The sequence below is a fragment of the Amorphus suaedae genome (genome assembly GCF_053629675.1).
On record NZ_JBRJIT010000002.1, the window covers coordinates 1,172,607 to 1,196,779 of the forward strand.

The following is a 24,173-nucleotide window of genomic DNA, read 5'->3' on the forward strand; positions in this document are numbered from 1 at the left end:
CCGGACCGCTCAGCGATCGGAAACATCCACCGGTCGGGACGTGGCCCCGGCGGCGCTCTTGCCGACGATGTAGCCGAAGGTCAGCGCCGGGCCAAGCGTGATGCCTGCGCCCGGGTAGGATCCCGCCATGATCGAGTTCATGTCGTTGCCGCAGGCGTAGAGGCCCGGGATCGCCTCGCCAGCGGTCGACAGGACACGGCCTTGCGGGTCGGTGGCGAGGCCCATGGTCGTGCCGATGTCGCCCGGAAACAGCTGGATCGCATAATAGGGCCCCTGGTCGAGGGGCCTGAGGCACGGGTTCGGCCGGTTGTCCGGGTCGCCCAGATAGGCCTGGTAGGCGGTGGAGCCCTTGCCGAAGGCGCTGTCCACGCCTGTGGCGGCCTCGCTGTTGAACCGGTCGATTGTCTCGACGAACGTCGCCTCCGGCACGCCGATGGCGCTGGCCAGTGCCGCGGGCGTGCGGCCGGTCTTGAGATAGCCGGAGCGGACGTGCGCCTTGAACGGCGCCGGGAACGGCCGCACGGCGCCCAGGCCGTATCGCCGCAGCGCGCGGTGATCGCAGATCAGCCAGACGGTCTTGAGGTCGCCCGCGATCATCGCCGAGACGAAGTCGTGATAGGAGACCGCCTCGCTCACGAAGCGCCTGCCTTCGGGCGTCACCGCGATCACGCCGGGCTTGGCGCGGTCGAGGAAGAGGTGCGGGAAGGGGCGGGGTCTGTCCTTACCCGGGATGAGCGACACGGGCGCCCAGAAGGCGGCGTGCTTGTTGGATGTCTCGAACCTCGCCCCGATCGCCTGTGCCGCGGCGATGGCGCCGCCGGTGGCCGGCTCCGGCGACATGGAGTAGTGCGCCGAGCCGTTGGCGACGTGGGGCATCACCTCCGGACGCAGGCTGGCATTGGCGGGGAAGCCGCCGGTCGCCAGCACCACGCCGGTCCGCGCGCTGACCTGGCGGCCGTCGCCGAGGACCGCGCCGACGACCCGCCCGTCCTCGGTGACGAGCCGCTCCAGCGGGGAGGAGGTGAAGATCGGGATGCCGGCCCGGATCGTCGACGCGGCCATGCGCCCGGCGATCGCCTGTCCGAGCACCAGCCGCGTCCCGCGGTCGTGGGAGAGGCGATCCTTCAGATGCCGCGCCAGCAGTCGCGCCGCGTGCACGGCGGACTTCGGGCTCCGGGTCATCTTCATGAAGTGGCCGATGTCGAAGCGGTTCAGCATCATCCCGCCGAAGACGGTGAACTCGGGGATCGGCCGCTTGAGGCGGGCGAACTCCGGTCCCAGCTCGTCGCCGTCGAAGGTCAGGGCGTCGAGCACGCGCCCGCCCAGCGCGGCGCCCGGCTGGTCGGAGTGATAGTCGGGCGAGAAGGCGCGGTGCTCGAACTGCAGCTCCGTGTTGGCCTCCATGAAGCTGACCATTTCCGGCCCGGCCTCGAGGAAGGCGTTCACCAGATCCGCATTGAGCAGATTGCCCGTCTCGCCGGCGATGTAGCGCAGCGCGTCGTCGCGGCTGTCCGTCATGCCCGCTTCGCGCATCTTGGGATTGTCGGGGATCCAGATCGCGCCGCCGGAGACCGCGGTCGATCCGCCGAAATGGCTGTCCTTCTCGAAGATCGCCACCGACAGGCCGGCGTGCTGTGCCGTCAGTGCGGCCGCCATGCCGGCGGCGCCGGAGCCGAAGACGATCAGGTCGTAGGTCGCGGCGGGCTGGTTTGCCGAGGACGTCACAGGGAGGTCTCCTCACGGGGATAGCGGCCCATGGCCCAGCCGCCGTCGATGCGCAGCGTCTCGCCGGTGATGAAGCCGGCCTCGTCGCCGGCCAGGAAGGCGATGGCGCGCGCCACGTCTTCGGGCTTGCCGACACGGCGCAGCGGCGCCTGCTCGATAAAGATCTGGTGCCGCCATTTCTCCGTGCGGATCCGCTCCGCCGTCAGCGGCGTCTCGATCAGGCCCGGCGCCACCGCGTTCACGCGGATGCCGTACGGGCCGTAGTCGGTCGCGAGCTGGCGGGTGAGCGAGGCGACGGCACCCTTCGACGCCGAATAGCCGGGACTCTTGGTGGCGCCGATCTCGGCGAAGATCGAGGCGACGTTGACGATCGCCCCGCCGGTGGTCCGCATCCGTCCAACTGCGAACCGCGACAGCCGGAACAGCGAGATCACGTTGATCTCGAAGAACCGTCGCAGCGCCGCGTCGTCCGTCCGCTCGATGACGTCGCCGCCGCCCACGCCGGCGTTGTTCACGAGCACGTCGAGGCCCAGACCACGGTCGTCGAGGAAGCCGGACACGGTTGTCTCAAGGCCGGGATCGGTCACGTCCTGGACGAGGGAGAATACGTCTCCGGCGGCATCGCCGGCGAGACGCTCCAGACCGTCGCCGTCCTGGTCGACGGCCACCACGCGCATCCCGCGCGCCGCCAGGAGCAGGGCCGTCGCTCGGCCGATGCCGGAGGCGGCGCCGGTGACCAACGCAGTCGTGTCTTGCACTGTCATCGGGGGGTCAGATTCCGAGTGAGCCGCCAAGCGACCGCCCGCCGTCGACGAGGAGCACCTGGCCGGTGATGAAGCGGGCCTTGCCGGACGCGAGGAAGCCAACGGCCTCGGCGATGTCCTCCGGCGTGCCGAGCGTGCCGCCGGGCTGCATGGATCGGAGGGCGTCGAGATTGGTGTCGGAGCGGGCGCGCAGCATCTCCGTCTCGATCACGCCGGGCGCGACCGCGTTGACCGTGATGCCACGGTCCGCGAGCTCCAGCGCGAGGGACCTGGTGAACCCGGCAACGGCCGCCTTCGACGAGGCGTAGTGGATGTACTGCTTCGCACCGAGCATGGCGCGCGAGGCGATGTTCACGATGGCGCCGCCCGGCTGCATGCGCATCGCCGCGAGCTGGCAGAGCCGGAACATGGCGATGAGGTTGACCTCGTACATGCGGCGGAAGTCGTCGGCCGTCAGTGTGTCGAACGGCTTCACGTCGAAGATGCCGGCGTTGTTGACGAGCCGCCGGATCGCGCCTGCGCGCTCCACAAGCGCTGCGATCGCCGCCTCGTCGGTGATGTCGACGACCTCGGGTTCGGCACTGCCGCCGCCGCTGCGGATCAGCGCGGCCGTCTCCCCGGCGCGCTCGGCGGAAAGGTCCGCGACGACAACGTGATCGCCGCGCGCCGCCAGGCACTGGCAGATGGCGCGGCCGATGCCGGCGCCGCCGCCGGTGACGATGGAGAGAGGTGCGTCCGTCATGAAGGGGCTCGCAAAAGAGGCGAGGGGGCGGTGGCCCGCCCCCTCGGGATGACGATCAGTCGCCGAAGCTCTTGAGATCGAGCTTGCCGTAGATGTCGGAGCGGATGAGCTCGGCCACGGCTTCCGGGTCGGTCCGGTCGATCTTCGTGAGCTTCTCCTTCCAGGCCTTCTGAGCGGCGAGGAAGGCATCGATCACCGCGCTCGGATCCTTGATGCTGCGGGTCTCGACCGACTTCTGCGGCAGATCCTCGATGAAGTTCGACTGGAACGTCTCGAGCGCCTTTGTCAGCTCCGGCGATGGCTCAATGATCTCCAGGCCGCGCTCGCGCGAGCCCTTGATGGCGGCGTCCACATCCGCGGCATAGGTGATCTGGCCACGGGCGATGCCGAGTGCCATGTGGTCGAGCAGCGTCTGGCGCCGCTCTTCCGAGAGGCCCTGCCAGAAGCTGGGATTCATGACGTAGGTCGCGCCCATCACGACGCCCATCGGCAGCGTGGTGACGCTCTTGGCCACTTCCCAGAACTTGTTGCCCTTATCGAGGTTGGTCGGGTCGGACATGGTGCAGTCGAGCGAGCCGCGGCTCAGGCCCGAATAGACGTCGCCGATCGGCACGGAGACCGGTACGCCGCCGAGGCTTTCCACCCACTGGGTCTGGGCGCCGCCGGCGGTGCGGATCTTCTTGCCCTTGGCGTCTTCCGGCACACGGATCGGCTGCATGCAGATGAAGTTGTAAACCGGCGTGGCGTAGCCGCCGATGAAAATGCCGCCGTTCTCGTTCCATTCGCCATGGACCGCCTCGTTCTCGATCCCGATCTCGGTGTAGGCCAGCGCCGCGGCGAGCGCGTCGTCGGAGGTGAAGACGAGGTCGTTCAGGACGTTGTTGAGCGGCAGCTCGGACGGCGAGTAGCCGGGATAGACGATGCCGAGCTGGGCGACGTTGTCGCGGATACCCTGCATGGTCGACTTGGCCGGCACCAGCGAGCCGCTCGAGTAGACCTCGAAGGCGATGTCGCCGTTGGTGTCCTTTGCGATGTCTTCGGCGAAGCGCTGATAGGGCTGCTCGTTGATGATGTGCACCGGCGTGAGCCAGTTGGTGGCGATGAAGGTCTCCGCTGCTGCGGGCGCTATGGTCAGGCTGGTCAGTGCCAGGCCTGTGAGAAGTCGTTTCATTTCAAATCCTCCCTTTGTTTTTTCCGCCGGTTCCCGACGGATTCGTTGGCGGCTGCTAGTTCGCGATGCCGGGCAGCCAGAGCGTGATCACCGGAAAGGCGACCAGAAGGGTGATGGTGAAGGCGTCCGCCAGGATGAACCACGACACCCCGCGGAAGATGGTGCCGAGCGGCATGCTGGGGCCAAGGCTGGAGCGGATGACGTAGACGTTCATGCCCACCGGCGGCGTGATCAGCCCCGTTTCGAGCAGCTTGATCGCCAGCACGCCGAACCAGATCAGGTTGATGTTCAGCTCGTGCAGCAGCGGCGACAGGACCGGCATGGTCAGCAGAATGATGGAGATGCTTTCCAGGAAGCACCCGAGCACGATGAAGAGCAGGCAGATCAGGATGATCACCAAGGTGGTATCCAGCCCGGCGAGTTGCCCGGTGATCCAGACCGGCAGCGTGGAGAGCGCAATGAAGCGCGAGAACAGCGCGGCCGACACGACAATGATGAAGATCGCGGATGTGCTGATCGCGGTGTCGATCAACGCAGCGCGGAGCATCCGGACGCTCAGCGTGCGGCGGGCGAGCGCAATGAAGCAGGCAAGAAACGCGCCCACCGCGCCGGCTTCGGTCGCGGTGAATATGCCGGAAAAGATGCCGCCCAGGACGCCTGCGATGAGGATCGGAAGCGGCCAGGTCTTCTTGAGGAGCTCAAGCTTCTCGCGCCCGCTCGTCTTGGTGGTGTCGGTCGGGGCAAGCGCGGGATTGACCGTGCAGCGCACCGTGATCATCAGGGCGAAGACGATGCCGGAGAGGATGCCGGGAACGAGGGCCGCGATGAACAGCGTGTTGATCGACACGTCCATCATCAGCCCGTAGATGATCAGGAGCACGCTCGGCGGAATGAGGGAGCCCAGGGTTCCCGCGGCAGCCACCGAGCCCGAGGCGAGCGAGGGCGCATAGCCCGCCTTCAACATCTCCGGGATGGCGATCCGCGAGAACGCCGCAGCCGTCGCCACGCTCGATCCGCTCGCCGAGGCAAACAGCGCGCTCGACGCGACGCTCGCCGTGGCGAGCCCGCCGGGCAGGCGGTTGAGGAACACGCGGGCGGCGTTGAACAGGCCGGAGCTCAGGCCGGCGCCGGAGGCGATGTAGCCCATCAGCAGGAACATCGGCACGGCGGACAGATTCCAGTCGCCGATCATCTCGTAGGGGATGGCCTTGGCGATGCCGATCGCCGGCATCGCACCCATCATCAGGTAGATTCCGGCAAAGGACGTGAGCCCCATGGCGATGCCGATGGGGATGCGGAAGCCGATCGCCACCAGCGTGACGACGATCCCCAGCATGCCGATATCGAGACGATCCATCGGTGATCTCCTCAGGCCGGATCGGCAGGGACGTCGTCGGGAACGTAGGCCCCCTTCGCAATCTCGATGAGACGGAGCAGCATCACCACGCCGGCCAGCGCAAGCCCGATGGGCAGGAGGAACTTCGTCGGCCACACGACGACGCGCCAGGTGCCTTCCACGACCTCGCCGATCTGCCACGCCTTGATCGCCGGCGCCCACGACAACCAGGCGAGCCCGCCATAGAAGACGGCGGACAGCGCGGTCGCGATGAACAGGCAGATCCGCCGGCCGAGTCCCGGGAGCAGGTCGTAGAGGATCTCGACCATGATCGAGCCTTCGCGGATCTCGACCCAGGCGAGCGGCAGGAACACCGCGGACACCATGTAGTAGCTGGCGACGACCTCGGCGGTGCCGGGGATGGGGCTGTTGAACACGTACTTGCCGATCACGTCGGCGGTGACGTGCAGCATCATCAGTCCCAGCGCGAGCGCCGCGATGATGGCCAGCAGATGCGATACGTGCTGCGCGAACCGGCTCATCACTGCATCCTGTAGCCGCCGTTCACGTCGATGACGGCGCCGGTGACGTAGGCGCTGTCGGGGCCGGCGAGATAGGACACGGCGCCGGCCACGTCCTCCGGCGTTCCGATCCGCGCCAGCGGGATCGACTTCGCGATCTCCCCGTCGTCGGCCGGGTCGAGCGACATTCGCAGCATCGGCGCGTCGATGAGCCCCGGAGCGACGGCGTTGACCGCCACGCCGAGGGGAGCTCCCTCGCGCGCGGCCGCCTTGGTGAGGCCGAGGATGGCGCTCTTGCTGGCGATGTAGGCAGAGCTGGAGCGGTAGCCGCCGAGCTGGGCGGCGACCGAGCCGAAGGTGATGAAGCGGGCGCCGGGAAGCGGGGTCCGCCGGCGGGCGCGGAAATACTCGCGGATCAGGAGGAAGGTGCCGGTGCTGTTGACGCGCTGGGTCGTCTCCCACTCCAGCGCGGACGTCTCGGTGATCGGGCGGCGGGATCCGGTCTCGTCGAGGATGAGCACGCCGGCGGCCGCGACGACGACGGCGATCGGGCCGTGATCGGCCTCGGCCGCGGCGAACACCGTCGCGACGGCCGTCTCGTCGGCGACGTCGAGGGCCATCGCGGCATGCGGTTCACCGGCGAGGCCTTCCGTCACCGCGTTCGCCGTGTCGGCGGAAAGGTCGGTCGCGACAACCTTGAAACCGTCGCGGGCGAGCCGCTCGCAGACCGCCTTTCCGATGCCGCCACCGGCGCCGGTCACGAGCGCAACCTTGGTCGTCATGCGTTTCCCCACGTCTGTTCTTGTGTAAATTTTGGATCCAATAACCGGCGAATGTCAACTATGATGACCTTATTATAGGGATTATGGATACATTGTTGGCCGATCGCCCTTGTGCAGCGGATTGCGCATGGGCATGGTCCGCGTCCAGTGGCGGGGAGGATCCGATGACAGAGAAGGGGGGAACCGTCGCGGAATCGGCGACAGCGATTCTGCGCGAGATGATCCGGTCCGGCGAATTGCACCCGGGGGCGCGCGTGCACCAGGATCAATTGTCGGAACTGCTGGGGCTGTCGCGCACGCCGCTGCGCACGGCCATGGCGACCCTCGCGCGCGACGGGCTGCTCGATTACGAGACCAACCGCGGCTACCGCGTGAAGCAGTTCTCGGTCGAGAACATCCGCAGCGTGTTCGAGATCCGCTCGGTGCTGGAGGCGCAGGGGTGCCGGGCCGCCGCCCGCAACGGCATGCCGCCGGCCCTGCTCGACCGGATGGACGCGCTGGTACGCCAGGGCGACGAGTTGCTGTCGGTCGGCGCGCTGGAGCCGGACCGCCTGCCGCCGTACCGGAAGATGAACGTCGACTTCCACAACTGCATCCTGGAGGCGGCGCAGAACCCGTTCCTCAAGGACTTCGTGGACCGGACCCACAACGTGCCGATGGTCTCCGACCGGGTGATCCTGTGGGACGACTTCGAGGTTATCCACCGCTCCCATGACGACCATCACCGGATGGCGCGGGCGCTGCGGCGCGGCGACGGCGAGCGCGCCGCCCTGGTGATGTACGAGCACGTCGCCTACGCGGGCGAACTGCTCATCGCGCGCCTGGAGGCCGATCCCGATGCGGCCTTCAAGCTGCTCGCCACCGGGACGGCCTCGTCCCTGTGAACCCTTGCCACCACAAGACCGCGATCGATCAGAGGAAACGACCATGACGCTTCGCCTGTACTTCTCCCCGGCCTCGCCGTTCGTCCGCAAGGTGATGGTCTGCGCGCACGAGAAGAAGGTCGCTGACCGGGTCGAGAAGCTGCCGTCGCAGGCCTGGCCGGTGAAACGCGACCAGACCATCGTGCGGGACAATCCGTCGGGCCAGGTCCCGACCGCGCTGCTGGACGACGGCACCCCGCTCTTCGACAGCCGCGTCATCTGCGCCTACGTCGACACGATGTCGGAGGAGGGGTGCCTCTATCCGGCTTCCGGGGACGAGCGCTTCCGCGTCATGACCCTCGAGGCGCTGGCGGACTCCATCCTCGGCGCGGCGCTGCTCTGCCGCTACGAGACCGTGCTCAGGCCCGAGGAACTGCGCTGGAACCTCTGGTCCGACAGCCAGATGGAAAAGATCGACAGCGGCCTGGACGACCTGGAGACGCGCCGGATCGGACAGCTCGCGACCGGCGCCGCCGATGCCGGCAGCATCGCGGTCGCCTGCGCGCTGGGCTATCTGGACTTCCGCTTCGCCAACAAGGACTGGCGGTCCGGACACCCCCGCCTCGCGGCCTGGTTCGCCGAGTTCGCGGAGCGACCGTCGATGCGGGACACCATGCCGAGCTGAGATCGGCCCGGGGGCGTCGCAGCCCCGGTCGCGTCAGGCGGACAGCGCCTCCTGCACGAAGCACACCGACGTGGTGGCGCTGCCGCCGATGTTGAGGGTGGCGGCGCGCCGGGCGCCGTCCACCTGGCAAGCGCCGGCGGCCCCGGTCACCTGCCGGTGCGCGTCGAGCAGCATGCGGACGCCGGTGGCGCCGACGGGATGACCGAGCCCGATCAGTCCACCACTCGGGTTGACCGGCAGTGATCCCGTGGCCGCGATGGTGCCGTCCTCGACCGCGCGCCACGCCTCTCCCGGCGCGGTGATGCCGAAATGGTCGATCGCCATGTACTCGGTGATGGTGAAGCAGTCGTGGGTCTCGATGAGGTCCAGCTCCCGCGGCGAGGAAATGCCGGCGCGCCGGTAGGCATCCTCGATCGCCGCGCGCAGGTGCGGGAAGACGTGCCCCCGTCCATCGGCCTCGGCGAACTTGTCCTGGAGCCGCATGGTCGCGGTGCGGTGCCCCCAGCCGGCGATGCGCGACAGCGCGCCGTCGCCGCCGGTGCGTCGCGCGTGGGCCTCGGCGGCACGCCGGGAGGCGAGGAAGACCACGGCCGCGCCGTCGCTCACCTGGCCGCAGTCCTGCCGCCGGACCGGCCCCTCGATGACCGGGTTCTCCTGGTCGTCGGCGCGGAACGCGTTCTCGCCGAAGCGCCAGTTGCGCGTCTGCGCGTCCGGGTTGCGGCTGGCGTTGGCGTAGTTGATCTCGGCGATCCGCATCAGGTGGGCATAGTCGAGCCCGTAGCGCTCGGCGTAGGTCTCCATCAGCTGGCCGAACATGTAGGGCCAGACGAATCGCGCCGCCTGCGCCTCGCGGCCGCGCCAGCAAGCGGCGCCAAGGTGCCCGGCCGCCATGTCGCCGGGAACGTTGCGCATGCACTCCACGCCGACCACGCAGGCGATGTCGTAGCGCCCGGCCTCGATCTCGGCGGCAGCGGCCAGCAGCGCGATGCTGCCCGAAGCGCAGGCGGCTTCGTGGCGGGAGGCGGGGAGGCCGGAAAAGGCCGGATCGAGGGAGGCGAAGATGCCGCCTAGCTGCCCCTGGCCGCAGAAGAGTTCGGCGGCGAAGTTGCCGACGTGGGCGGTGTCCACCATGTCGGGCGCCAGCTCGGTGCGCTCCAGCGCGCCGCCGACGGCATCGGCCATCATGTCGGCGATGTCGAGCCCTTCCCGCGACCAGCTGCGGGCGAAGTCGGTCTGGTAGCCACCAAGAACATAGACGTCGCTCGAACCCATGGTGACCTCTCCTTGCGCCGTCAGGCGGACCGTTGCGTCTGTTTGCCGAGCTCCGCCTCGACCACCTCACGCAGGATCGCGCGCTGCACCTTGGCGAGCGGGTTGCGGGGCAGCGCATCCACGATGACGAGCCGCTCCGGCCACTTGAACGCCGCGAGCCCCTCACGCTCGCAGTACGCCACGATCGAGGCGAGCGTCACCGTCCGGCCGGGCATCGGCACCACGACGGCGCAGACGCGTTCGCCGAGCCGGTCGTCGAAGTAGGCGGTGGCCGCCCCTTCGGCGACGTCCGGGTGGGCGGCCAGGAGGGCATCGATCTCCGCCGGGGCGATCTTCATCCCGCCCCGCACGATCAGTTCCTTGGAGCGGCCGACGAAACGGATGTAGCGGGCGTCCGCCCCGTCGCCGACGATCTCGAAGAGGTCGCCCGTCCGGAAGAAGCCGTCCGCGTCGAACATCGACCGGTCGTAACCGTCCGGCGAATAGTAGCCCGGAAACACCGACGGGCCGGCGATCCGCATCTCGCCGGCCTTGCCGGCCGCGGTGACGGGCTCGCCCGTTTCCGGGTCCACGAGCTTGAAACGGCATCCGTTGGCGCTGCGTTCGTGGTCGTTCCAGGACGTGTCGCCGCTGCGCGGAAACAGCCGGGAACGGATCACCGGATCGGGGACGGCGGCCCGGCTGGATGCCAGCTGGATGCCTTCGTTCGATCCGAAGATGTTGGTGACCGAGATGTCGAAGCGCTGCTCGAAGGCGGCGACGTGGGACGGGTCCGGCGGGGCCGAGCCGGTGCCCACCGCCCGCACAAGCGCCAGCGCCCGGGCGACCCGGTCGTCGGTGTCGCGCTGCAGGATGCTGGCGAGCAGGGCGGGAGCGACGATGGTGAAGCGGACCCGCTCGGCGACGATCTGGTCGAGAAAGACATCGAAATCGAACGGATGGTGCAGCACCAGCGTCCCGCCGATGCGGATCCACGGCATCATCAGCCCGCCGATCGAGGCGGCGTTGACGAAGGGGAAGGGCACCAGGAGCGCATCGCCCTCTTCGAGCCTGGACGCCTCGGATGCGCTCGCCGAGCTGCACAGCCAGTTGCTGTGGGTCTTGGGCACCGCCTTCGGCTGCCCCTCGGTGCCGGAGGTCCAGCAGATCGAGAAGAGGCTGTCGGGGTCGCCGTTGCGGCCGGCCAGCGGCGTTCCGGTGCCGGCCATCGCGGTGGCGAGGTCCCGGGCACCGTCCGGCAGTCCGGCGCCGGAGGCATACAGGATGCCGTCGAAGTCCGTGCCGGACAGGAACTGCTCCGCCAGCCGGGTCTTGCCGAACCGGGTGACGGTGCAGAAGGCGCGCGGCGCCACCAGGCGGACGATCGCGGCCAGCTCGCGCGACCGGTACTGCACCGGAACCGGGCTGACGATCGCGCCGATGCTCGCCGCCGCGAGATAGACCACCGTGAGCTCGTGGATGTTGGGCATCTGCGCGAGGACGATGTCGCCGCTGCCGATCCCGTCGGCGCGAAATGTCTCGGCGAGCCCGTCCACCGCGCGCAGCATTTCGGCGTAGGTGAGGCGTTGCTGCTGCCCGTCGGTCAGCGCCGACCGGTTGGCCGGGTCGACCACGGCGGTCCGGTCCGGGGTCGCCAGCGCGTTCCGCTCGAACAGCACCGGGATCGAGTCGGCGCCCCACAGGCCGGCCTTGCGATAGTCCGAGATGGTTTGCGCGGAGTAAGGCCCCATCAGCCGGCGCTCGCGGCGACGCCACCGGCGAAATGGGTGGTGCGGACGGTGTCCTGGTATTCCCGTTCGAGACGTTCGACGACCGTCGCGGTGGGCTCGATGGCGGCGATCGAACCGATGCCCTGTCCGGCCGCCCAGATGCCCTTCCACGGCTTCACCTCGGCGCCTTCCAGGCCGGTGAAGTTCATGCGCGCGGTCTGGGTGGCGATCACCGCCGGGTCGAGCCCCTGGGCGATGATGCTGGGTTTCAGCATGCTTGCGCGGGCGCCGGTGAAGGCCTTGGTGACCATGAGGTCGTCGGCGGTCGAGGCGACGATCATCTGCTGGTGGCCTTCGTCGGCGCGGCTTTCGGTGGTGGGGATGAAGCGCGTCCCGATATAGGCGAAGTCGGCGCCCATGACCTCGGCGGCCGCCACAGCGCGACCGGTGCCGATGCCGCCGGCAAGCGCGATGTAGCCGTCGAAGAAGGCGCGGACCTCCTCGACGAAGACGTAGTTGCAGAGTTCACCGGTGTGACCGCCCGCGCCCGCGCAGACCAGCACGAGGCCGTCGGCGCCGGCGGCGGCCGCCTTGCGGGCGTAGAACAGGTTGTTGACGTCGGCGAACACCAGCCCGCCGTAGGAGTGCACGACCTCGATCGCCGGGGCGGGGCTGCCGAGCGCGGTGATGACGATGGGCGGCCGGTACTTCTCCACCAGTGCGAGGTCCAGTGGCAGGCGCGGATTGGTGCTGTGGGTGACGAGGTTGAGCGCCCAGGGCGCGACCGGCCACGCACCGTCCGACGATGCATCGCCAAGTTCCGTGGTGATGGTGGCGAGCCAGTCGTCGAGTTCCTCGACGGTGCGCACGTTCGGCGCGGGAAACGAGCCGACGATGCCGGCCCGGCAGGCGGCGATGACGAGTTCCGGCCCCGACACGAGGAACATGGGGGCCGCGAAGACCGGCAGCCGCAGGTCGCGCAGCCGCGCGCGGGGTTCGGTGTCACTCAGCATGAACTTCCACTCCGCTGCGGCAGGTCACGGTGCTCAGGATCGAGGTGATCGCGTCCGCCAGCAAGGCGGGGGCCTCAAGCGGCAGCATGTGGCCGGCTTCGGGCGCGATCGTGAGGGGGGCGCCGCGGACGAGGTCGGCCATCTCCCGCGCCTTGTCCGGCGAAATCACCTTGTCGGCTGCTCCGGCCACCACGGCGACTGGGCAGGAGAGGCGCGCAAGAACGTCGCGGTTGTCGCTCCGGGCGGCGGTGGCCGCCTGGTGCCGGGCGAAGGTGTCCAGACCGACCTCTTCGGCCATCGCCACGATGCGCGCGACCATGGAGGGGTCTTCGCTTGCGGACGGGCCGAGCAGATAGCGCGCCAGCCCCTTGGCGAAGCGCGTCATGCCGGCCGATCGGGCCTGTTCCACGGCTGACTGCCGGCCGATCTTCTGCTGGTCGGTATCGGCGGCAGCGCTCGTCGCGGCGAGGACCAGCCCGGCGACGCGCTGCGGTGCCGCACTGAGGATCTCCAGCGCCACGTAGCCGCCCATGGAGAACCCGACGAGGACGAACCTGTCGGGAAATCCGGGGAGCAGGGTGGCAGCGATCCGCTCGATGCTGTCGAGGTCCGGAAGGTCGGGTGCGACCATCGGAACGTCGACATGCCGAGCCACGGGACCCCAGACATCCGGGGTGCACAGCAGGCCGGGAAGGCAAACCAGGCCGACGGTCATCAGGTCTCCTTGGGCCGTTTTCGGCGGGCCGTGCGGGCGCCTGGCGCCGGCCGGGGATTATTGTTGCTAAACTAGACCAATAAAAAATCTGCTTCAAGCTGGCACGATCGACGGCCGGCAATTTCCCTCTAAGTGCATGAAATGACGGAGGAGAGGCGCCCGAATCCGCGCCCGTTCGCCGATTTCCTTGGATTGATGTCTGGCCAGTCACAACCAAAAGGCGCCGCGGCGGGCAGGCGCGATCGCCGATATTCGGGGGTGGTTTGGTCTGCGTGGACCACAATTAGCCGATTGACACCCGCGTCAAACGAATTAAGTCTAGTTACGAAACTTATGGAGGCGGGAATGCTGAAGGGTGAATGGGCTCACGCGGGCCACGACAATCACGATCTCCCGATCTCGAAGCTCAACGTGCGTCTGATGGCGCCCGATGGCGCGCCGCCGCCGGACGCGCCGGACTGGATCTGGGGCTACGATCATCCGTATCTCCACGGCCTGTTCGCGCCCACCGACCGCGAGTACGACGCCGACGATCTCGAGGTCGAGGGGGAGCTCCCCGCGGATCTCTACGGCGCCTACGTGATGAACGGCCCGTCCCAGCGCTTCACCCCGGCCAACCGCTACCACTACTACGATGGCGACGCGCAGCTCCGCGCCATCTACTTCCGCGACGGCAAGGCGTCGTTCCGCCAGCGCTACATTCGGAACGAGGCCTTCGTGGTCGAGGACATCGCCGGCAAGGCGATCTGGCCCGGCATCGCGGGTCCCTACAATTTCCGGCTGCCGGGCTCGCCCATCAAGGACGTCTCCAACACTGACGTGATCTTCTACGCGGGCCGGCTGCTGTCGCTCTGGCACATGGCGGGCGATCCGTACGAGATCGATCCGCTGACGCTCGAAACGCGCGGCAAGGAGACCTTCGGCGGCCAGCTTGCCCACACGCTGTCGGCCCACTCCAAGGTCGATCCGTGGACCGGCGAGCTCTACTTTTTCAGCTACGGCGACAAGCCCCCCTACATGCGCTACGGCGTCGGCGACGCGAACGGCAACCTGATCCACGACGTGCCGATCGACATTCCCGGCCCCCGGTCGCCGCACGATCTCGGCCTGACCGAGAACTACGCGATCCTGCACGACCTGCCGTTCTTCCATGACGTCGAGATCCTGCGGCAGCACGGCAAGCGGATGGTCCGCTTCCACCCGGACATCCCGGCGCGCTTCGGCATCATTCCCCGCCGGGGCCAGTCGTCCGAGATCCGCTGGTTCGAGGCGGAGCCCTGCTACATCCTGCACCTCGTCAACTGCTGGGAAGAGGGCGAGTGGGTGCATCAGGTCGGCTGCCGCCAGGCCGATCCGGGCTACGAGCGCGACCAGAAGGACGGCAAGCTCGGCTCGATGATGGCCCAGCGCCGCCGCATCCACGTGCTCTATCGCTGGTCGTTCAACATGCGCACCGGCGAGGTCCGCGAGGGACCGATCGACGACCTGAACACCGAGTTCCCGACGGCGAACCACAACTTCCTGGGCCGCAAGTCGCGCATCTCCTTCAACCAGGTCATCCCGCTGGCGCAGGATGGATCGACCGTCGGCCAGTGCCAGACCTTCGACGGCATCGTCCGCTACGATCTCGACACCGGGGCCAGCCAGCGCTTCGACTACGGCGACGGCGTCTACGGCAACGAGGCGCCGATCGCACCGCGCAAGGGCGCGACGAAGGACACGCCGGAGGAGGCGGCCTACGCGGTCACCTTCACCACCGACACCAACGACTGGAGCTCCGAGTGCCTGGTCTTCGACGCCGCTGACATCAGCGACGGCCCCATCGCGCGGGTGAAGATCCCGCACCGGATCTCCGCCGGCTTCCACACGACCTGGGTGCCGGGCGAAGACATCTTCGAGTGACGGTGACCGGGGCGGACGATCGGGGCGGGGAGCCGGCCGGCGGGCCGCTCGCCGGCATCCGGGTGCTCGATTTCGGCCAGTTCATCGCCGGGCCGCTGTGCGTGGCGCTGCTCGGCGATCTCGGCGCCGACGTCGTCCGCATCGAGCGGCCGCAGGGATCGGCCGACCGCACGGTGCAGCCGCTGGCGGCCGATCTGCCGGGCGGGGCGGTCTATCTCCACGTCAACCGCAACAAGCGCTCGCTGGCGCTGGATCCGTTCGACCCGGCATCCCGTCCCGCGCTCGATGCGCTGATCGCCGGAGCCGACGTGGTGGTGGCCAACCTGCCGCCGCCGACGCGCGCCGCGATGGGGCTCGACTTCGAGCGCCTGAACGCCCTCAATCCGCGTCTGGTGCTGGTCACCTGCAGCGCGTTCGGAACTGGCACCGGGCTCGCCGACTTGCCGGGCTTCGACGGCATCGGGCAGGCCGTCTCCGGCGCCATGCACATGAGCGGCGAGGACGGTAACCCCCGGAAATCCTACGTGCATTTCGTCGATCACATGACCGCGGCGATGTCGGCGTTTTCCACGCTGGCGGCGCTGCGGGAGCGCGACCGGACGGGCGAGGGCGCCCACGTGGAGACCTCGCTCGCCGGCAATGCGCTGTTCATGATGGCGGGCAATCTCATCGAGGAATCGCACCTGGCGCTGGGCCGGGAAGGGACCGGAAACCGGGCCCAGCTGGCCGCGCCCGCCAACACCTACGCCACCCTCGACGGCCACATCCTGGTGCAGGTGATCGGCAACGGGATGTTCCGCCGCTCCGCCCGCCTGCTGGGGCGCGAGGCGTGGATCGACGACCCGCGCTACGGCAGCGACGAGGCGCGCGGCGATGCCTATCCCGAGCTCGATGCGGCCATGGCCGCGTGGTGCGCGGCGCACACGACGGCCGCGTGCGTCGACCTCCTGCGCGCAGCGCTGATCCCCGTGGCGCCTGTACTTTCGCCCCGTGAGGCGCTGGAAAGCGCAGACATCGCGGGCGAGTGCGTCTGGGGTGCGCACGACTGCGCGAATCTGCGCGATTCTGCGCGTTTGAGCCTCCAGCAGCCGGTGACCTACTCCGGCCGCCCCGTTCAGGTGCGCAGCGCCGCGCCGCAGCTCGGAGCGCACAGCATCGCGGTGCTGGAAGAGGCCGGTCTTGATCGCGGGACGATCGACCGGCTATTGAGCGACGGCCTGCTCTTCGACGGTTCCGCCGAAGCCGGGTGAGGAGATACGGCAACAGGCGATGAGCGACAGCGGTCAGATCCAGGCAAGCTCGCTGGTCCGCGCGCTCAATGTCGTCGGCGACGCCTGGACGGTGCTTCTCCTGAAGGAGGCGTTCCTCGGCGTCCGACGCTTCAACGAGTTCCAGGAGAGCCTCGGCATCCCGCGCCAGACCCTGGCGATCCGGCTGGCGGCGCTTGCCGACCACCACATCCTCTACAAGAAGCCGGTGCTGCACCGGACCATCGTCCAGGAATACCGGCTGACCCCGAAGGGGCTGGATCTCTACGACTTCATCATCTCCGTCTGGGCCTGGCACAAGCGCTGGGACATCGGCACCCATTTCCTGCCCGGCGACCTGCTGCACAAGCCGTGCGGGCACCTGCTGGACGTGCGGCTGGTCTGCCGCGAGTGCGGCGACCCGGTCACCCGCGCCGAGATCCGGACGGAGCCGGGCGAGGGCAGCGGCTTCGATCCGAAGCCGGCCGCCCGCCACTCGCGGATGAACGACGCGGCGTTCTCGAAATCCACCGGCGTCGAGCCCTCCCGCATGGTGGCCACCACGGTGGTGGGGGACCGCTGGAGCAACCTGGTGCTCGACGCGATCTTCCGGGGCGTCAACTCGTTCCAGGCGATCAAGAACGAGCTGGAGATCGCCTCCAACATCCTGTCGTCGCGCCTGAAGAAGCTGACCGAGCTCGGGCTGATCGATTCCTCCAGCGAGGGCCGGCGGATCGACTACCACGTGACGGAACGGGGCGAGGGGCTGTTCGACGTCTTCCTCAGCCTGACCGGCTGGGGCGACCGGTGGCTGTCGGGCAGCAGCGGCGTGCCGCAGGTGCTGGTGCACCGCTGCGAGAACGTGCTGGACGCCCGCTACGTCTGCGCCCACTGCGGCATGACGGTCCGCGCCTGGGAGGTCGACCTGCCACGGAAGGCCGAGGGCGAGCCGCGGGCCTGACCGACCTGCCGACCCCTAAGGGAAGCGGCCGATCGATCGGAAGCCCCGCCGGGCTGAGGGCGGGGCTTGGTCGTGCGGTCAGGAGGCCGCCTTGAGGGCCTTGGCGGGGGTGGAGGTCGCCCGGTACTCGTCGGCCGGCATCAGCGTGCGGCCGAGCGCCTCGGCCATCTGGCGCACGGTGCGGAACGTCTCGGCGTTGCTTTCGATGAGGTCGTCGCGGTGCGGCCACTTCCAGACCGTGTCCTCCATGCCGACCCGCACGTGCAGCCCCATGATCAGCGCCAGGTTGGCGAGATAGAGCCCGCCACGGCCGCCGGCGCACACGACGATCCGCGCCTCGGGGTCGACGTGGCGGATCAGGCGGACCATGCGCTGCAGGCCGTCGATCATCGTCTCGGTGCTCCACATGGGCGAGCAGCCGGGCAGGCCCGGCAGCACCAGCCAGGTGAGGCCGCCGCCGAGCAGGCCGGGCTCGATGAGGAAGCGGCGGGCATTGTCGACGTCGCCGTCGGTGTAGACGGCGAGCTGCGGCGTCATGCCGGCCTCCAGCACCAGCCGGGTCTTCTCGATGATGGCGTGGGGCGGCTTCACGAACAGGTTGTCGCCGAGGATCACGGCGGTGGTGTTGACCGGAACGGCATCGACGAGGCGCGTCTTCAGCATCGCCTCGAGCTCGGCGCTCTCGGCGTCGTTGACGGCGACCAGGCAGGCATCGAACGCCACGTGCGGATGGCGGGCGCGCAGCTCGCCGAGGATCTCTGAGAACAGCCCGGTGTCGAGCACGTTGAAGCCGCGCTGGTCGCGGGCGTGCACGTGGATGATCTGGGCGCCCTCGGCGATGCACTCCTCGGCCGAGGCGATGATCTCCCCGGCGGTGATCGGCTGGGCGGGGTTCTCCGCCTTGGTGAAGAAGGCGCCGTTGATGGCGGTGGAGATGATGGCCTTTTCCGGCACGTCCCAGCGCGGCATCTGGTGCGCCGAGGTGAACGCCGAGCGGTCGGCGCTCATCACCTGGGGAAAGCCGTAAGGCCGCCAGTATGTGTTGAGCTTCTCCCGCTCGGTCCATTTGGCCACGCGGTCCATGTTGATGCCGGACGTGTCGCTCTTGGGCATGGTTTCACCTCTGTTTCGCGCGCCAATGAAAGGGGGAAAGCCGTTCCCGACGGCCTGTCCGGAGCCTAGCATCGGCGCATTGGTTTCACAACTAGACTATCTATTGCGACCGTTCAGATGCACCGGATTTCCGCCGTCCTGTCGGGCATTCGGGGCGGTGAGCGTGGGTTTTACGGATGCATCGGCCGGCCGTCCCCGATCTCTGAATCATGCAGCGTTGCCCAATCGAACCGCTGACTGGCTCGCAGCCGGTGCGTGCCGGTTGGGTGTGTCGGCCGGGTCGGCGACCGTCTCAGCGCGCCAGATCGAGCACGTTGGGCAGCCACAGCGCGATGATCGGGAACAGGATCAGGATCAGCAGGCGGACGAGATCGGCGGCCAGGAACGGCATGATTCCGCGGAAGATCGTCGACAGGCTGACGTTGGGCACCATGGCCTTCATGACGAAGACGTTCATGCCGATGGGCGGCGTGATCATGCCGATCTCGATCACCATCACGTTGATGACGCCCCACCAGATCGGGTCGTAGCCGAGGCTGAGGATCAGCGGGAAGACGAACGGCAGCGTGATGATCATCGACGAGATGGTGTCGAAGATGGAGCCGAGGATCAGGTAGAGGACCATCAGCAGGAAAATGATCAGCAGCGGCGAGAGGCCGGAGTGGCTGATGCCGGAGACCAGCATTTCCGGGAGCTGCGAGAGGGTGATGGCGTAGGTGAAGATCGAGGCGCCGATGACGATGATGTAGATCATCGAGGTGGTGGCGGCGGTCTCGCTGAGGACGTTCCAGAACTCCTGCAGGCTGAGCTTGCGGCGCGCCAGCGCGATGACGAAGGCGAGTGCCGCGCCGACGGCCGCCGATTCGGTGACCGAGAACACGCCGGCGTAGATGCCGCCGGTGACGGTGACCATGAGGGCGATCGCCGCCCATCCGTCGAGCACGATCTTCAGCCGGTCGCGCATGCTGGTGCGGTCGCCGGCCGGCCCGGCTTCGGGATAGACGAGGACGTAGAGGCGCACGGCGACGGCGTGCAGCGTCACCGCCAGCACGGCCGGCAGCAGGGCGGCGACGAACAGCGTCAGCACGAACTGCTCGGTGAGCACCGCGTAGAGCACGAAGATGATCGACGGCGGGATCAGCATCCCGAGGGTTCCGCCGGCGGCGATCGAGCCGGTGGCCAGCGTTTCGGCGTAGCGGCGCTTGATCATTTCGCCCAGCGCGACCCGGGTCATCGTGGCGGTGGTGGCGACCGAGGATCCGCAGATGGCACCGAAGCCGGCGCAGCCGCCGATGGTGGCCATGGCGAGGCCGCCGCGCACGTGGCCGACGAACGCGTAGGCGATCCGGTAGAGATCGGCAGACAGGCCGCCCGCCGTCGCGAACCCTCCCATCAGCAGGAAGAGCGGCACGATGGCGAGGTCGGCGCTGGCGAGCTTGCCGACCGTTTCGGTGCCGAACAGGGACACGGCGGCGCTGAAATTGCGCAGCAGCCCGAAGGTGACGAGGCCCGAGAGGCCCATCGACACGCCGATCGGCACATGCAGCGCGATCAGCACGAACATCAGACCGAGGCCGAGCAGCCCGATCACTTCGCTATCCATGATCGTGGCCCTGGCTGGTCGGTCGCGCGGCGCCGGACGGGATGCGCGCGATGTCGCTGAGGGTCACGACCGCCTGGAGCGGTACGCACAACGCGAAGAAGACGGTGGCGGCCCACCAGATGGGGCCGACGGGAATGCGCAGCAGGAAGGTGGTTTCGCCAGACTGGGTCACCTCGCCGGCGTAGACGCCCATCTGCCAGGTGATCAGCACGAACATGAGGGTGGTGGCGAGGGCGGCGAAGGCATCGAGGGCAGCCGAGGCATGGGGCCCGAGCAGCGCGCCGAGAAAGCGGATCTGGATCTGCCGGCGCTCGAACAGGCCGGCGGAGAAGCAGGCGGAAATCACCACGATGATGGCGAGCTTGCTGACATCGTCGATGCCGGCCAGCGGCGCGCCGAGCAGCCAGCGGGCCAGGATGTCGGCAACGGTGAGGACCGCGACCAGAAGCAGCCCGCCGATCCCGACGATGCCGCTGGCCCGCGACACGCGCGAAAGCCGACTTTCAAGTTCATCGAACATGTGGGGCCACTGATCTGGGACACACTCGGGACCGGAACCACGCCGGCGTGGCGCGATTCCGGCCGGTTGTCAGACGCGCTGTCAGTTGGCGCGCATCTTGGTGAGGATGGCCTCGTAGGATTCCAGCCCGTCCGGGCCGTTCTTGGCGACGATCTCGTCGCGAACGGGCTTGGTGAGTTCGCGGATCTTGGCGATCTCCTCGTCGCTCGGCTCGATGACGGTCTGGCCCGGCTTCGCCTCGGTGCGGGCAATGGCCTCCGCCTCGAACTTGGCGAAGCTGTCGCCCTGGAGTTTCACCAGCCGGTCGCCGCTCTCGTCGATGGCCTTCTTGGCCTCCGGCGGGAGCTGTTCGTAGACGTCCTTGTTGATGGCGACGACGAACGGCAGCACGCCGAGGCGGGCGTTGTAGTGGTTGTCGGTGACTTCCATGACCTTGAAGGAATCGGCCACGGACCAGTCGGCGACCGCGCCGTCGAGCAGGCCGCGGTTGATGTTTTCCGCCATCTCCGTCGGGCTCATCGCCTGGGGCACGGCGCCGAGCGAGGTGAGCACCGCGGTCTGCACCGGGCCGGCGGCGCGGATCTTGAGGCCTTTCAGGTCGTCCACCGTCTTCACGTCGGCGGTGGAATGCACGGCGTAGGGCGCGGAGGTGTAGATCGACACGACCTTGAAGTCGTCGAGGCCCTTGATCTTGCCGTCCTGGAAGAGCTGCCAGGCGGCGCCGCTCGCCTCGGCGGAGCTGCGCGCCAGGCCCGGAAGCTCGAACATGTCGAAGTCGGCGTAGACGCCCGGATAGTAGCTGGGGACCATGATCGTCAGGTCGGCGACGCCGTCCTTCAGGAGCTTCGGCTGGGCGGCCGGGCTGCGGCCGAGCGTGCCGCCGGCGTAGAGCTTGATGGTGGTGTCGCCGCCGGCGTTCTGGTTGAACCACTCGATCCAGGGCTCGAGCACTTCCTTGACCGTGGTCGAGGTGGGCGACACGAATGTCGCGAAGGCGAGCTCCTTGGCGTGGGCCGCGGCGGTGCTGCAGGCGAGCGCCAGGGCGACGAAGGCGGTGTGCCGAAGTTTCATATGGGGTCTCCCTCCCGAGCTTTTGGCCGCGTGTTGGTCCGGGCGGCTGACGCGCCCGGAGCGGCATTCGTTTTATAATCAGACCTTAGATCTGGCCGTCTAGTTATGCAAGTGGATGTCGGCGCGCGGCGCCCCTTCGCATAGGTGAGGCCTTGCGCGGCGGGCAAGTCGCTGCGCGAACGGCGACTTTCCGGCCGGCGAGGGGGCGGTGGCGCGTCGGCGCCTCCTCCGTGGCCCGGCCGGCTTGACGCCCAACCGTCATATTCCTAATATCGGAAAAAACCGATAATCGGAATAAGAGGGGAAATGCCGGAAGCAAAGAACCAGCTTCAGACGCTGCAGCGCGCGTTCGACGTCGTCCGGGCCGTCTCGGATGCCGGGCGGCCGCTGTCGACGTCGGAGATCGCCGAGGCGATCGGCACCGGCACGACCATCGCCCACCGGATCGTGCGGTCGCTGGAAGCGAACGGCTACCTCGAACGTGACGCGGAAAAGCGCTACCGGCGCCCGTCCAGCGGCGGCATGACCCGCACGCTGCACGAGGGCCTGCGGCTGTTGCAGGAGGTATCCGCGTCGGGCGCCACCGGCATCGGCACGGCGGCGCTCGCCGCCCGCATGGGGCTCACCGAGGGGCAGGCCGCCTCGGCGCTGACGGAGCTGTCCGAGGCCGGCATGGTCGAGGCGCGCAGCGATGGCGCGTGGGCGATCTCGCCCGGCATCCTCGCCTATGCACGCCCAGTGCTCAGCCAGAACGCCCAGCTCGCCGCGCTCAGGCCGCTGATGCGCGACCTCGCCGACCGCTACGAGGAGACGGTGACCTGGTTCCGCCGCTCCGGCTGGAACCAGGTGGTGGTCGACGTACTGCCGTGCACCCGCCCGGTCCGCTACGTGCTCGATCCCGGCGTCCGCTTTCCGCTCTATGTCGGCGCGGCCGGCAAGGCGCAGCTGGCGCAGCTGCCGGGCGACGAGGTCGACGCCTACCTCTCCAATCTCTCGCCGAAGCTGTTCACCCGCTTCGAGGTCGACCTGCAGGCGCTGCGGCAGGAGCTGGTGACCATCCGCTCGCGCGGCTACGCGCTCTCCATCGGCGAGCGCGTCGAGGGTGCTGCGGCGGTCGCGGTTCCCGTCTTCACGCTGGAGGGCGAGGTCGCCGGCGTGCTCGGCGTGATGATGCCCATCTTCCGCACCTCGCCGGCGCAGCTGGCCGCGATCGGCGACGACCTGGTCGCCCGCACGCGCGGCATCCTCTCCGGCGGAGACACATCCTCGATGACAGGCAGGACTGCATGATCCGGGACACCGAGAAACTCGACTCGCTTCTGGCCGACGTGCACGCCTGGGTGCGCGAGGTCGCCCATCCGAACGAGGACCGGGTGGCAAAGGACGACCGGATCCCGGACGAGATCGTCGCCGACATGGCGGCGCGCGGCTTCTTCGGCTGGTCGATCCCGGAGGAATATGGCGGGCTGGGCCTGACCACCGAGGAGCTGATCCTCGGCGCGCTGGAGCTCTCCCAGTGCGCGGTCGCCTACCGGGCGCGCGTCGGCACCAACACCGGCATCGGCTCCGAGGCGCTGGTGGCCGATGGCACCGAGGAGCAGAAGCGCCGCTTCCTGCCGCGGCTGGCGAGCGGGGCGGCGACGGGCTGCCTGGCGCTGACGGAGCCGAACGCCGGCTCGGACGCCTCGGCCATCGAGACCACGGCGCGCCGCGACGGCGACGCCTACGTGCTCGACGGCATGAAGTGCTACATCACCAATGCGCCGATCGCCGACCTCTTCACCGTCTTCGCCCGCACCGACCCGGCAAGCACCGGGGCGCGGGGCGTCAGCGCCTTCATCGTCGAGCGCGGCACGCCGGGGCTCGCCACCAGCGACGGCTACCAGATGATGGGCCAGTCGGGCTCGCCGGTGGGCGAGGTGACGTTCGAGGGATGCCGGGTGCCGGCGGAGAACCTCATCGGCGGCGTCGAGGGGCTCGGCTTCAAGACCGCCATGAAGGTGCTCAACAAGCAGCGCATCCACCTGGCGGCGCTGTGCACCGGGCCGGCGATCCGCATGTTCGACCTGGCGATGGAACATGCCCGGACGCGCAAGCAGTCGGGCCAGCCGATCATCGACTTCCAGCTCGTCAGCGCGCTGCTCGCCGACTGCCAGACCGAGATCCATGCGGCGCGGGCGCTGATCCTGGAGACGGCGCGGGCCCGCGACGCGGGCCGCGACATCGCGCTGGAGGCCTCCATCTGCAAGTACTTCGCCTCGGAGATGTGCGGCCGGGTCGCCGACCGCGCCGTGCAGGTGTTCGGCGGCGCCGGCTACGTCGCCAACCACAGCCCCATCGAGCGCTACTACCGCGACGTGCGGCTGTTCCGGATCTACGAGGGCACCAGCCAGATCCACCAGATGAACATCGTCAAGCAGACGCTGCGGCGGGCCGGCGCATGAGCGCGGAGGCGGTC

General features: G+C 68.6%; 22 protein-coding genes. 7 read left to right on the forward strand and 15 right to left on the reverse strand.

The genetic code is table 11. The annotated features are described in order from the left end of the window. Window positions 1–9: 9 nt before the first annotated feature. Genes AB7M35_RS19185 through AB7M35_RS19215 form a run of 7 tightly spaced genes read right to left on the reverse strand, consistent with a single transcriptional unit; the run spans window position 10 to window position 7,041 of the window. Window positions 10–1,725: an FAD-dependent oxidoreductase gene (locus tag AB7M35_RS19185; protein ID WP_453962026.1), complete on the reverse strand. Its 1,716-nt coding sequence runs from the start codon at window positions 1,723–1,725 to the stop codon at window positions 10–12. Then, entirely contained in the window at window positions 1,722–2,489 is a 768-nt protein-coding gene (locus AB7M35_RS19190) for an SDR family NAD(P)-dependent oxidoreductase (protein ID WP_453962027.1), read from the reverse strand. Before AB7M35_RS19190 ends, AB7M35_RS19185 begins: the two co-directional genes overlap by 4 nt. 7 nt (window positions 2,490–2,496) lie before the next feature. After that, complete coding sequence (locus AB7M35_RS19195; RefSeq protein WP_453962028.1) at window positions 2,497–3,231, reverse strand: SDR family NAD(P)-dependent oxidoreductase; 735 nt, start codon at window positions 3,229–3,231, stop codon at window positions 2,497–2,499. Between the two features lie 55 nt (window positions 3,232–3,286). Further along, the gene (locus AB7M35_RS19200) at window positions 3,287–4,402 is read right to left on the reverse strand and encodes a C4-dicarboxylate TRAP transporter substrate-binding protein (protein ID WP_453962029.1); all 1,116 of its coding nucleotides are present in this window, start codon (window positions 4,400–4,402) and stop codon (window positions 3,287–3,289) included. 55 nt (window positions 4,403–4,457) lie between these two features. Beyond that, window positions 4,458–5,759 (reverse strand): TRAP transporter large permease, encoded by a 1,302-nt coding sequence (locus AB7M35_RS19205; protein WP_453962030.1) that lies wholly within the window; start codon window positions 5,757–5,759, stop codon window positions 4,458–4,460. 11 nt (window positions 5,760–5,770) lie between these two features. Further along, on the reverse strand, window positions 5,771–6,280 hold the full coding sequence (locus AB7M35_RS19210) for a TRAP transporter small permease subunit (protein ID WP_453962031.1): 510 nt from the start codon (window positions 6,278–6,280) through the stop codon (window positions 5,771–5,773). Continuing rightward, window positions 6,280–7,041 (reverse strand): SDR family NAD(P)-dependent oxidoreductase, encoded by a 762-nt coding sequence (locus tag AB7M35_RS19215; RefSeq protein ID WP_453962032.1) that lies wholly within the window; start codon window positions 7,039–7,041, stop codon window positions 6,280–6,282. The genes AB7M35_RS19210 and AB7M35_RS19215 overlap by 1 nt, the downstream gene beginning before the upstream one ends. Window positions 7,042–7,205: 164 nt before the next feature. Here AB7M35_RS19215 and AB7M35_RS19220 point away from each other — a divergent pair, with 164 nt between their 5' ends. Together AB7M35_RS19220 and AB7M35_RS19225 are read left to right on the forward strand one after the other, a co-directional pair. Then, window positions 7,206–7,925, forward strand: a complete 720-nt coding sequence (locus AB7M35_RS19220) for a GntR family transcriptional regulator (protein ID WP_453962033.1) — start codon at window positions 7,206–7,208, stop codon at window positions 7,923–7,925. A gap of 43 nt (window positions 7,926–7,968) precedes the next feature. Then, window positions 7,969–8,589: a glutathione S-transferase gene (locus AB7M35_RS19225; RefSeq protein ID WP_453962034.1), complete on the forward strand. Its 621-nt coding sequence runs from the start codon at window positions 7,969–7,971 to the stop codon at window positions 8,587–8,589. Between the two features lie 33 nt (window positions 8,590–8,622). Here AB7M35_RS19225 and AB7M35_RS19230 read toward each other — a convergent pair whose 3' ends face one another. The 4 genes from AB7M35_RS19230 to AB7M35_RS19245 are packed head-to-tail and all read right to left on the reverse strand — an operon-like array spanning window position 8,623 to window position 13,298. After that, on the reverse strand, window positions 8,623–9,861 hold the full coding sequence (locus tag AB7M35_RS19230; protein WP_453962035.1) for an acetyl-CoA acetyltransferase: 1,239 nt from the start codon (window positions 9,859–9,861) through the stop codon (window positions 8,623–8,625). A 20-nt stretch (window positions 9,862–9,881) separates the two neighbouring features. Continuing rightward, on the reverse strand, window positions 9,882–11,591 hold the full coding sequence (locus tag AB7M35_RS19235) for a class I adenylate-forming enzyme family protein (protein ID WP_453962036.1): 1,710 nt from the start codon (window positions 11,589–11,591) through the stop codon (window positions 9,882–9,884). Further along, window positions 11,591–12,583: an NAD(P)H-dependent flavin oxidoreductase gene (locus tag AB7M35_RS19240; protein ID WP_453962037.1), complete on the reverse strand. Its 993-nt coding sequence runs from the start codon at window positions 12,581–12,583 to the stop codon at window positions 11,591–11,593. Before AB7M35_RS19240 ends, AB7M35_RS19235 begins: the two co-directional genes overlap by 1 nt. Beyond that, window positions 12,573–13,298 (reverse strand): alpha/beta fold hydrolase, encoded by a 726-nt coding sequence (locus tag AB7M35_RS19245; RefSeq protein WP_453962038.1) that lies wholly within the window; start codon window positions 13,296–13,298, stop codon window positions 12,573–12,575. The genes AB7M35_RS19240 and AB7M35_RS19245 overlap by 11 nt, the downstream gene beginning before the upstream one ends. Window positions 13,299–13,643: 345 nt before the next feature. Here AB7M35_RS19245 and AB7M35_RS19250 point away from each other — a divergent pair, with 345 nt between their 5' ends. Genes AB7M35_RS19250 through AB7M35_RS19260 form a run of 3 tightly spaced genes read left to right on the forward strand, consistent with a single transcriptional unit; the run spans window position 13,644 to window position 17,408 of the window. Then, window positions 13,644–15,200, forward strand: coding sequence for a carotenoid oxygenase family protein (locus AB7M35_RS19250; protein ID WP_453962039.1), 1,557 nt, complete (start codon window positions 13,644–13,646; stop codon window positions 15,198–15,200). After that, window positions 15,197–16,450, forward strand: coding sequence for a CaiB/BaiF CoA transferase family protein (locus AB7M35_RS19255; protein ID WP_453962040.1), 1,254 nt, complete (start codon window positions 15,197–15,199; stop codon window positions 16,448–16,450). Before AB7M35_RS19250 ends, AB7M35_RS19255 begins: the two co-directional genes overlap by 4 nt. A gap of 19 nt (window positions 16,451–16,469) precedes the next feature. Beyond that, window positions 16,470–17,408: a winged helix-turn-helix transcriptional regulator gene (locus tag AB7M35_RS19260; RefSeq protein ID WP_453962041.1), complete on the forward strand. Its 939-nt coding sequence runs from the start codon at window positions 16,470–16,472 to the stop codon at window positions 17,406–17,408. Between the two features lie 78 nt (window positions 17,409–17,486). Here AB7M35_RS19260 and AB7M35_RS19265 read toward each other — a convergent pair whose 3' ends face one another. The 4 genes from AB7M35_RS19265 to AB7M35_RS19280 form a co-directional block, all read right to left on the reverse strand. Further along, window positions 17,487–18,521, reverse strand: coding sequence for a 3-keto-5-aminohexanoate cleavage protein (locus tag AB7M35_RS19265; protein ID WP_453962042.1), 1,035 nt, complete (start codon window positions 18,519–18,521; stop codon window positions 17,487–17,489). A gap of 292 nt (window positions 18,522–18,813) precedes the next feature. Further along, window positions 18,814–20,124 carry a TRAP transporter large permease gene (locus tag AB7M35_RS19270; RefSeq protein WP_453962043.1) on the reverse strand — a complete coding sequence of 437 codons (1,311 nt, stop codon included), beginning with the start codon at window positions 20,122–20,124 and terminating at the stop codon, window positions 18,814–18,816. Next, complete coding sequence (locus tag AB7M35_RS19275; protein ID WP_453962044.1) at window positions 20,117–20,644, reverse strand: TRAP transporter small permease; 528 nt, start codon at window positions 20,642–20,644, stop codon at window positions 20,117–20,119. The genes AB7M35_RS19270 and AB7M35_RS19275 overlap by 8 nt, the downstream gene beginning before the upstream one ends. 81 nt (window positions 20,645–20,725) lie before the next feature. After that, window positions 20,726–21,715, reverse strand: coding sequence for a TRAP transporter substrate-binding protein (locus AB7M35_RS19280; protein ID WP_453962045.1), 990 nt, complete (start codon window positions 21,713–21,715; stop codon window positions 20,726–20,728). A gap of 306 nt (window positions 21,716–22,021) precedes the next feature. On the opposite strand from AB7M35_RS19280, the gene AB7M35_RS19285 reads away from it, so the two are divergent. Both AB7M35_RS19285 and AB7M35_RS19290 read left to right on the forward strand, forming a co-directional pair. Continuing rightward, on the forward strand, window positions 22,022–23,005 hold the full coding sequence (locus AB7M35_RS19285) for an IclR family transcriptional regulator domain-containing protein (protein WP_453962046.1): 984 nt from the start codon (window positions 22,022–22,024) through the stop codon (window positions 23,003–23,005). Next, complete coding sequence (locus tag AB7M35_RS19290; protein WP_453962047.1) at window positions 23,002–24,159, forward strand: acyl-CoA dehydrogenase family protein; 1,158 nt, start codon at window positions 23,002–23,004, stop codon at window positions 24,157–24,159. Before AB7M35_RS19285 ends, AB7M35_RS19290 begins: the two co-directional genes overlap by 4 nt. Window positions 24,160–24,173 lie beyond the last annotated feature (14 nt).

Coding starts and splice junctions, on each gene's coding strand:
- AB7M35_RS19250 (WP_453962039.1), top strand. CDS start 13,644: ATGCTGAAGGGTGAATGGGCTCACGCGGGCCACGACAATCACGATCTC.
- AB7M35_RS19205 (WP_453962030.1), bottom strand. CDS start 5,759: ATGGATCGTCTCGATATCGGCATGCTGGGGATCGTCGTCACGCTGGTG.
- AB7M35_RS19245 (WP_453962038.1), bottom strand. CDS start 13,298: ATGACCGTCGGCCTGGTTTGCCTTCCCGGCCTGCTGTGCACCCCGGAT.
- AB7M35_RS19240 (WP_453962037.1), bottom strand. CDS start 12,583: ATGCTGAGTGACACCGAACCCCGCGCGCGGCTGCGCGACCTGCGGCTG.
- AB7M35_RS19230 (WP_453962035.1), bottom strand. CDS start 9,861: ATGGGTTCGAGCGACGTCTATGTTCTTGGTGGCTACCAGACCGACTTC.
- AB7M35_RS19210 (WP_453962031.1), bottom strand. CDS start 6,280: ATGAGCCGGTTCGCGCAGCACGTATCGCATCTGCTGGCCATCATCGCG.
- AB7M35_RS19275 (WP_453962044.1), bottom strand. CDS start 20,644: ATGTTCGATGAACTTGAAAGTCGGCTTTCGCGCGTGTCGCGGGCCAGC.
- AB7M35_RS19260 (WP_453962041.1), top strand. CDS start 16,470: ATGAGCGACAGCGGTCAGATCCAGGCAAGCTCGCTGGTCCGCGCGCTC.
- AB7M35_RS19280 (WP_453962045.1), bottom strand. CDS start 21,715: ATGAAACTTCGGCACACCGCCTTCGTCGCCCTGGCGCTCGCCTGCAGC.
- AB7M35_RS19290 (WP_453962047.1), top strand. CDS start 23,002: ATGATCCGGGACACCGAGAAACTCGACTCGCTTCTGGCCGACGTGCAC.
- AB7M35_RS19265 (WP_453962042.1), bottom strand. CDS start 18,521: ATGCCCAAGAGCGACACGTCCGGCATCAACATGGACCGCGTGGCCAAA.
- AB7M35_RS19270 (WP_453962043.1), bottom strand. CDS start 20,124: ATGGATAGCGAAGTGATCGGGCTGCTCGGCCTCGGTCTGATGTTCGTG.
- AB7M35_RS19190 (WP_453962027.1), bottom strand. CDS start 2,489: ATGACAGTGCAAGACACGACTGCGTTGGTCACCGGCGCCGCCTCCGGC.
- AB7M35_RS19220 (WP_453962033.1), top strand. CDS start 7,206: ATGACAGAGAAGGGGGGAACCGTCGCGGAATCGGCGACAGCGATTCTG.
- AB7M35_RS19200 (WP_453962029.1), bottom strand. CDS start 4,402: ATGAAACGACTTCTCACAGGCCTGGCACTGACCAGCCTGACCATAGCG.
- AB7M35_RS19285 (WP_453962046.1), top strand. CDS start 22,022: ATGCCGGAAGCAAAGAACCAGCTTCAGACGCTGCAGCGCGCGTTCGAC.
- AB7M35_RS19235 (WP_453962036.1), bottom strand. CDS start 11,591: ATGGGGCCTTACTCCGCGCAAACCATCTCGGACTATCGCAAGGCCGGC.
- AB7M35_RS19225 (WP_453962034.1), top strand. CDS start 7,969: ATGACGCTTCGCCTGTACTTCTCCCCGGCCTCGCCGTTCGTCCGCAAG.
- AB7M35_RS19195 (WP_453962028.1), bottom strand. CDS start 3,231: ATGACGGACGCACCTCTCTCCATCGTCACCGGCGGCGGCGCCGGCATC.
- AB7M35_RS19215 (WP_453962032.1), bottom strand. CDS start 7,041: ATGACGACCAAGGTTGCGCTCGTGACCGGCGCCGGTGGCGGCATCGGA.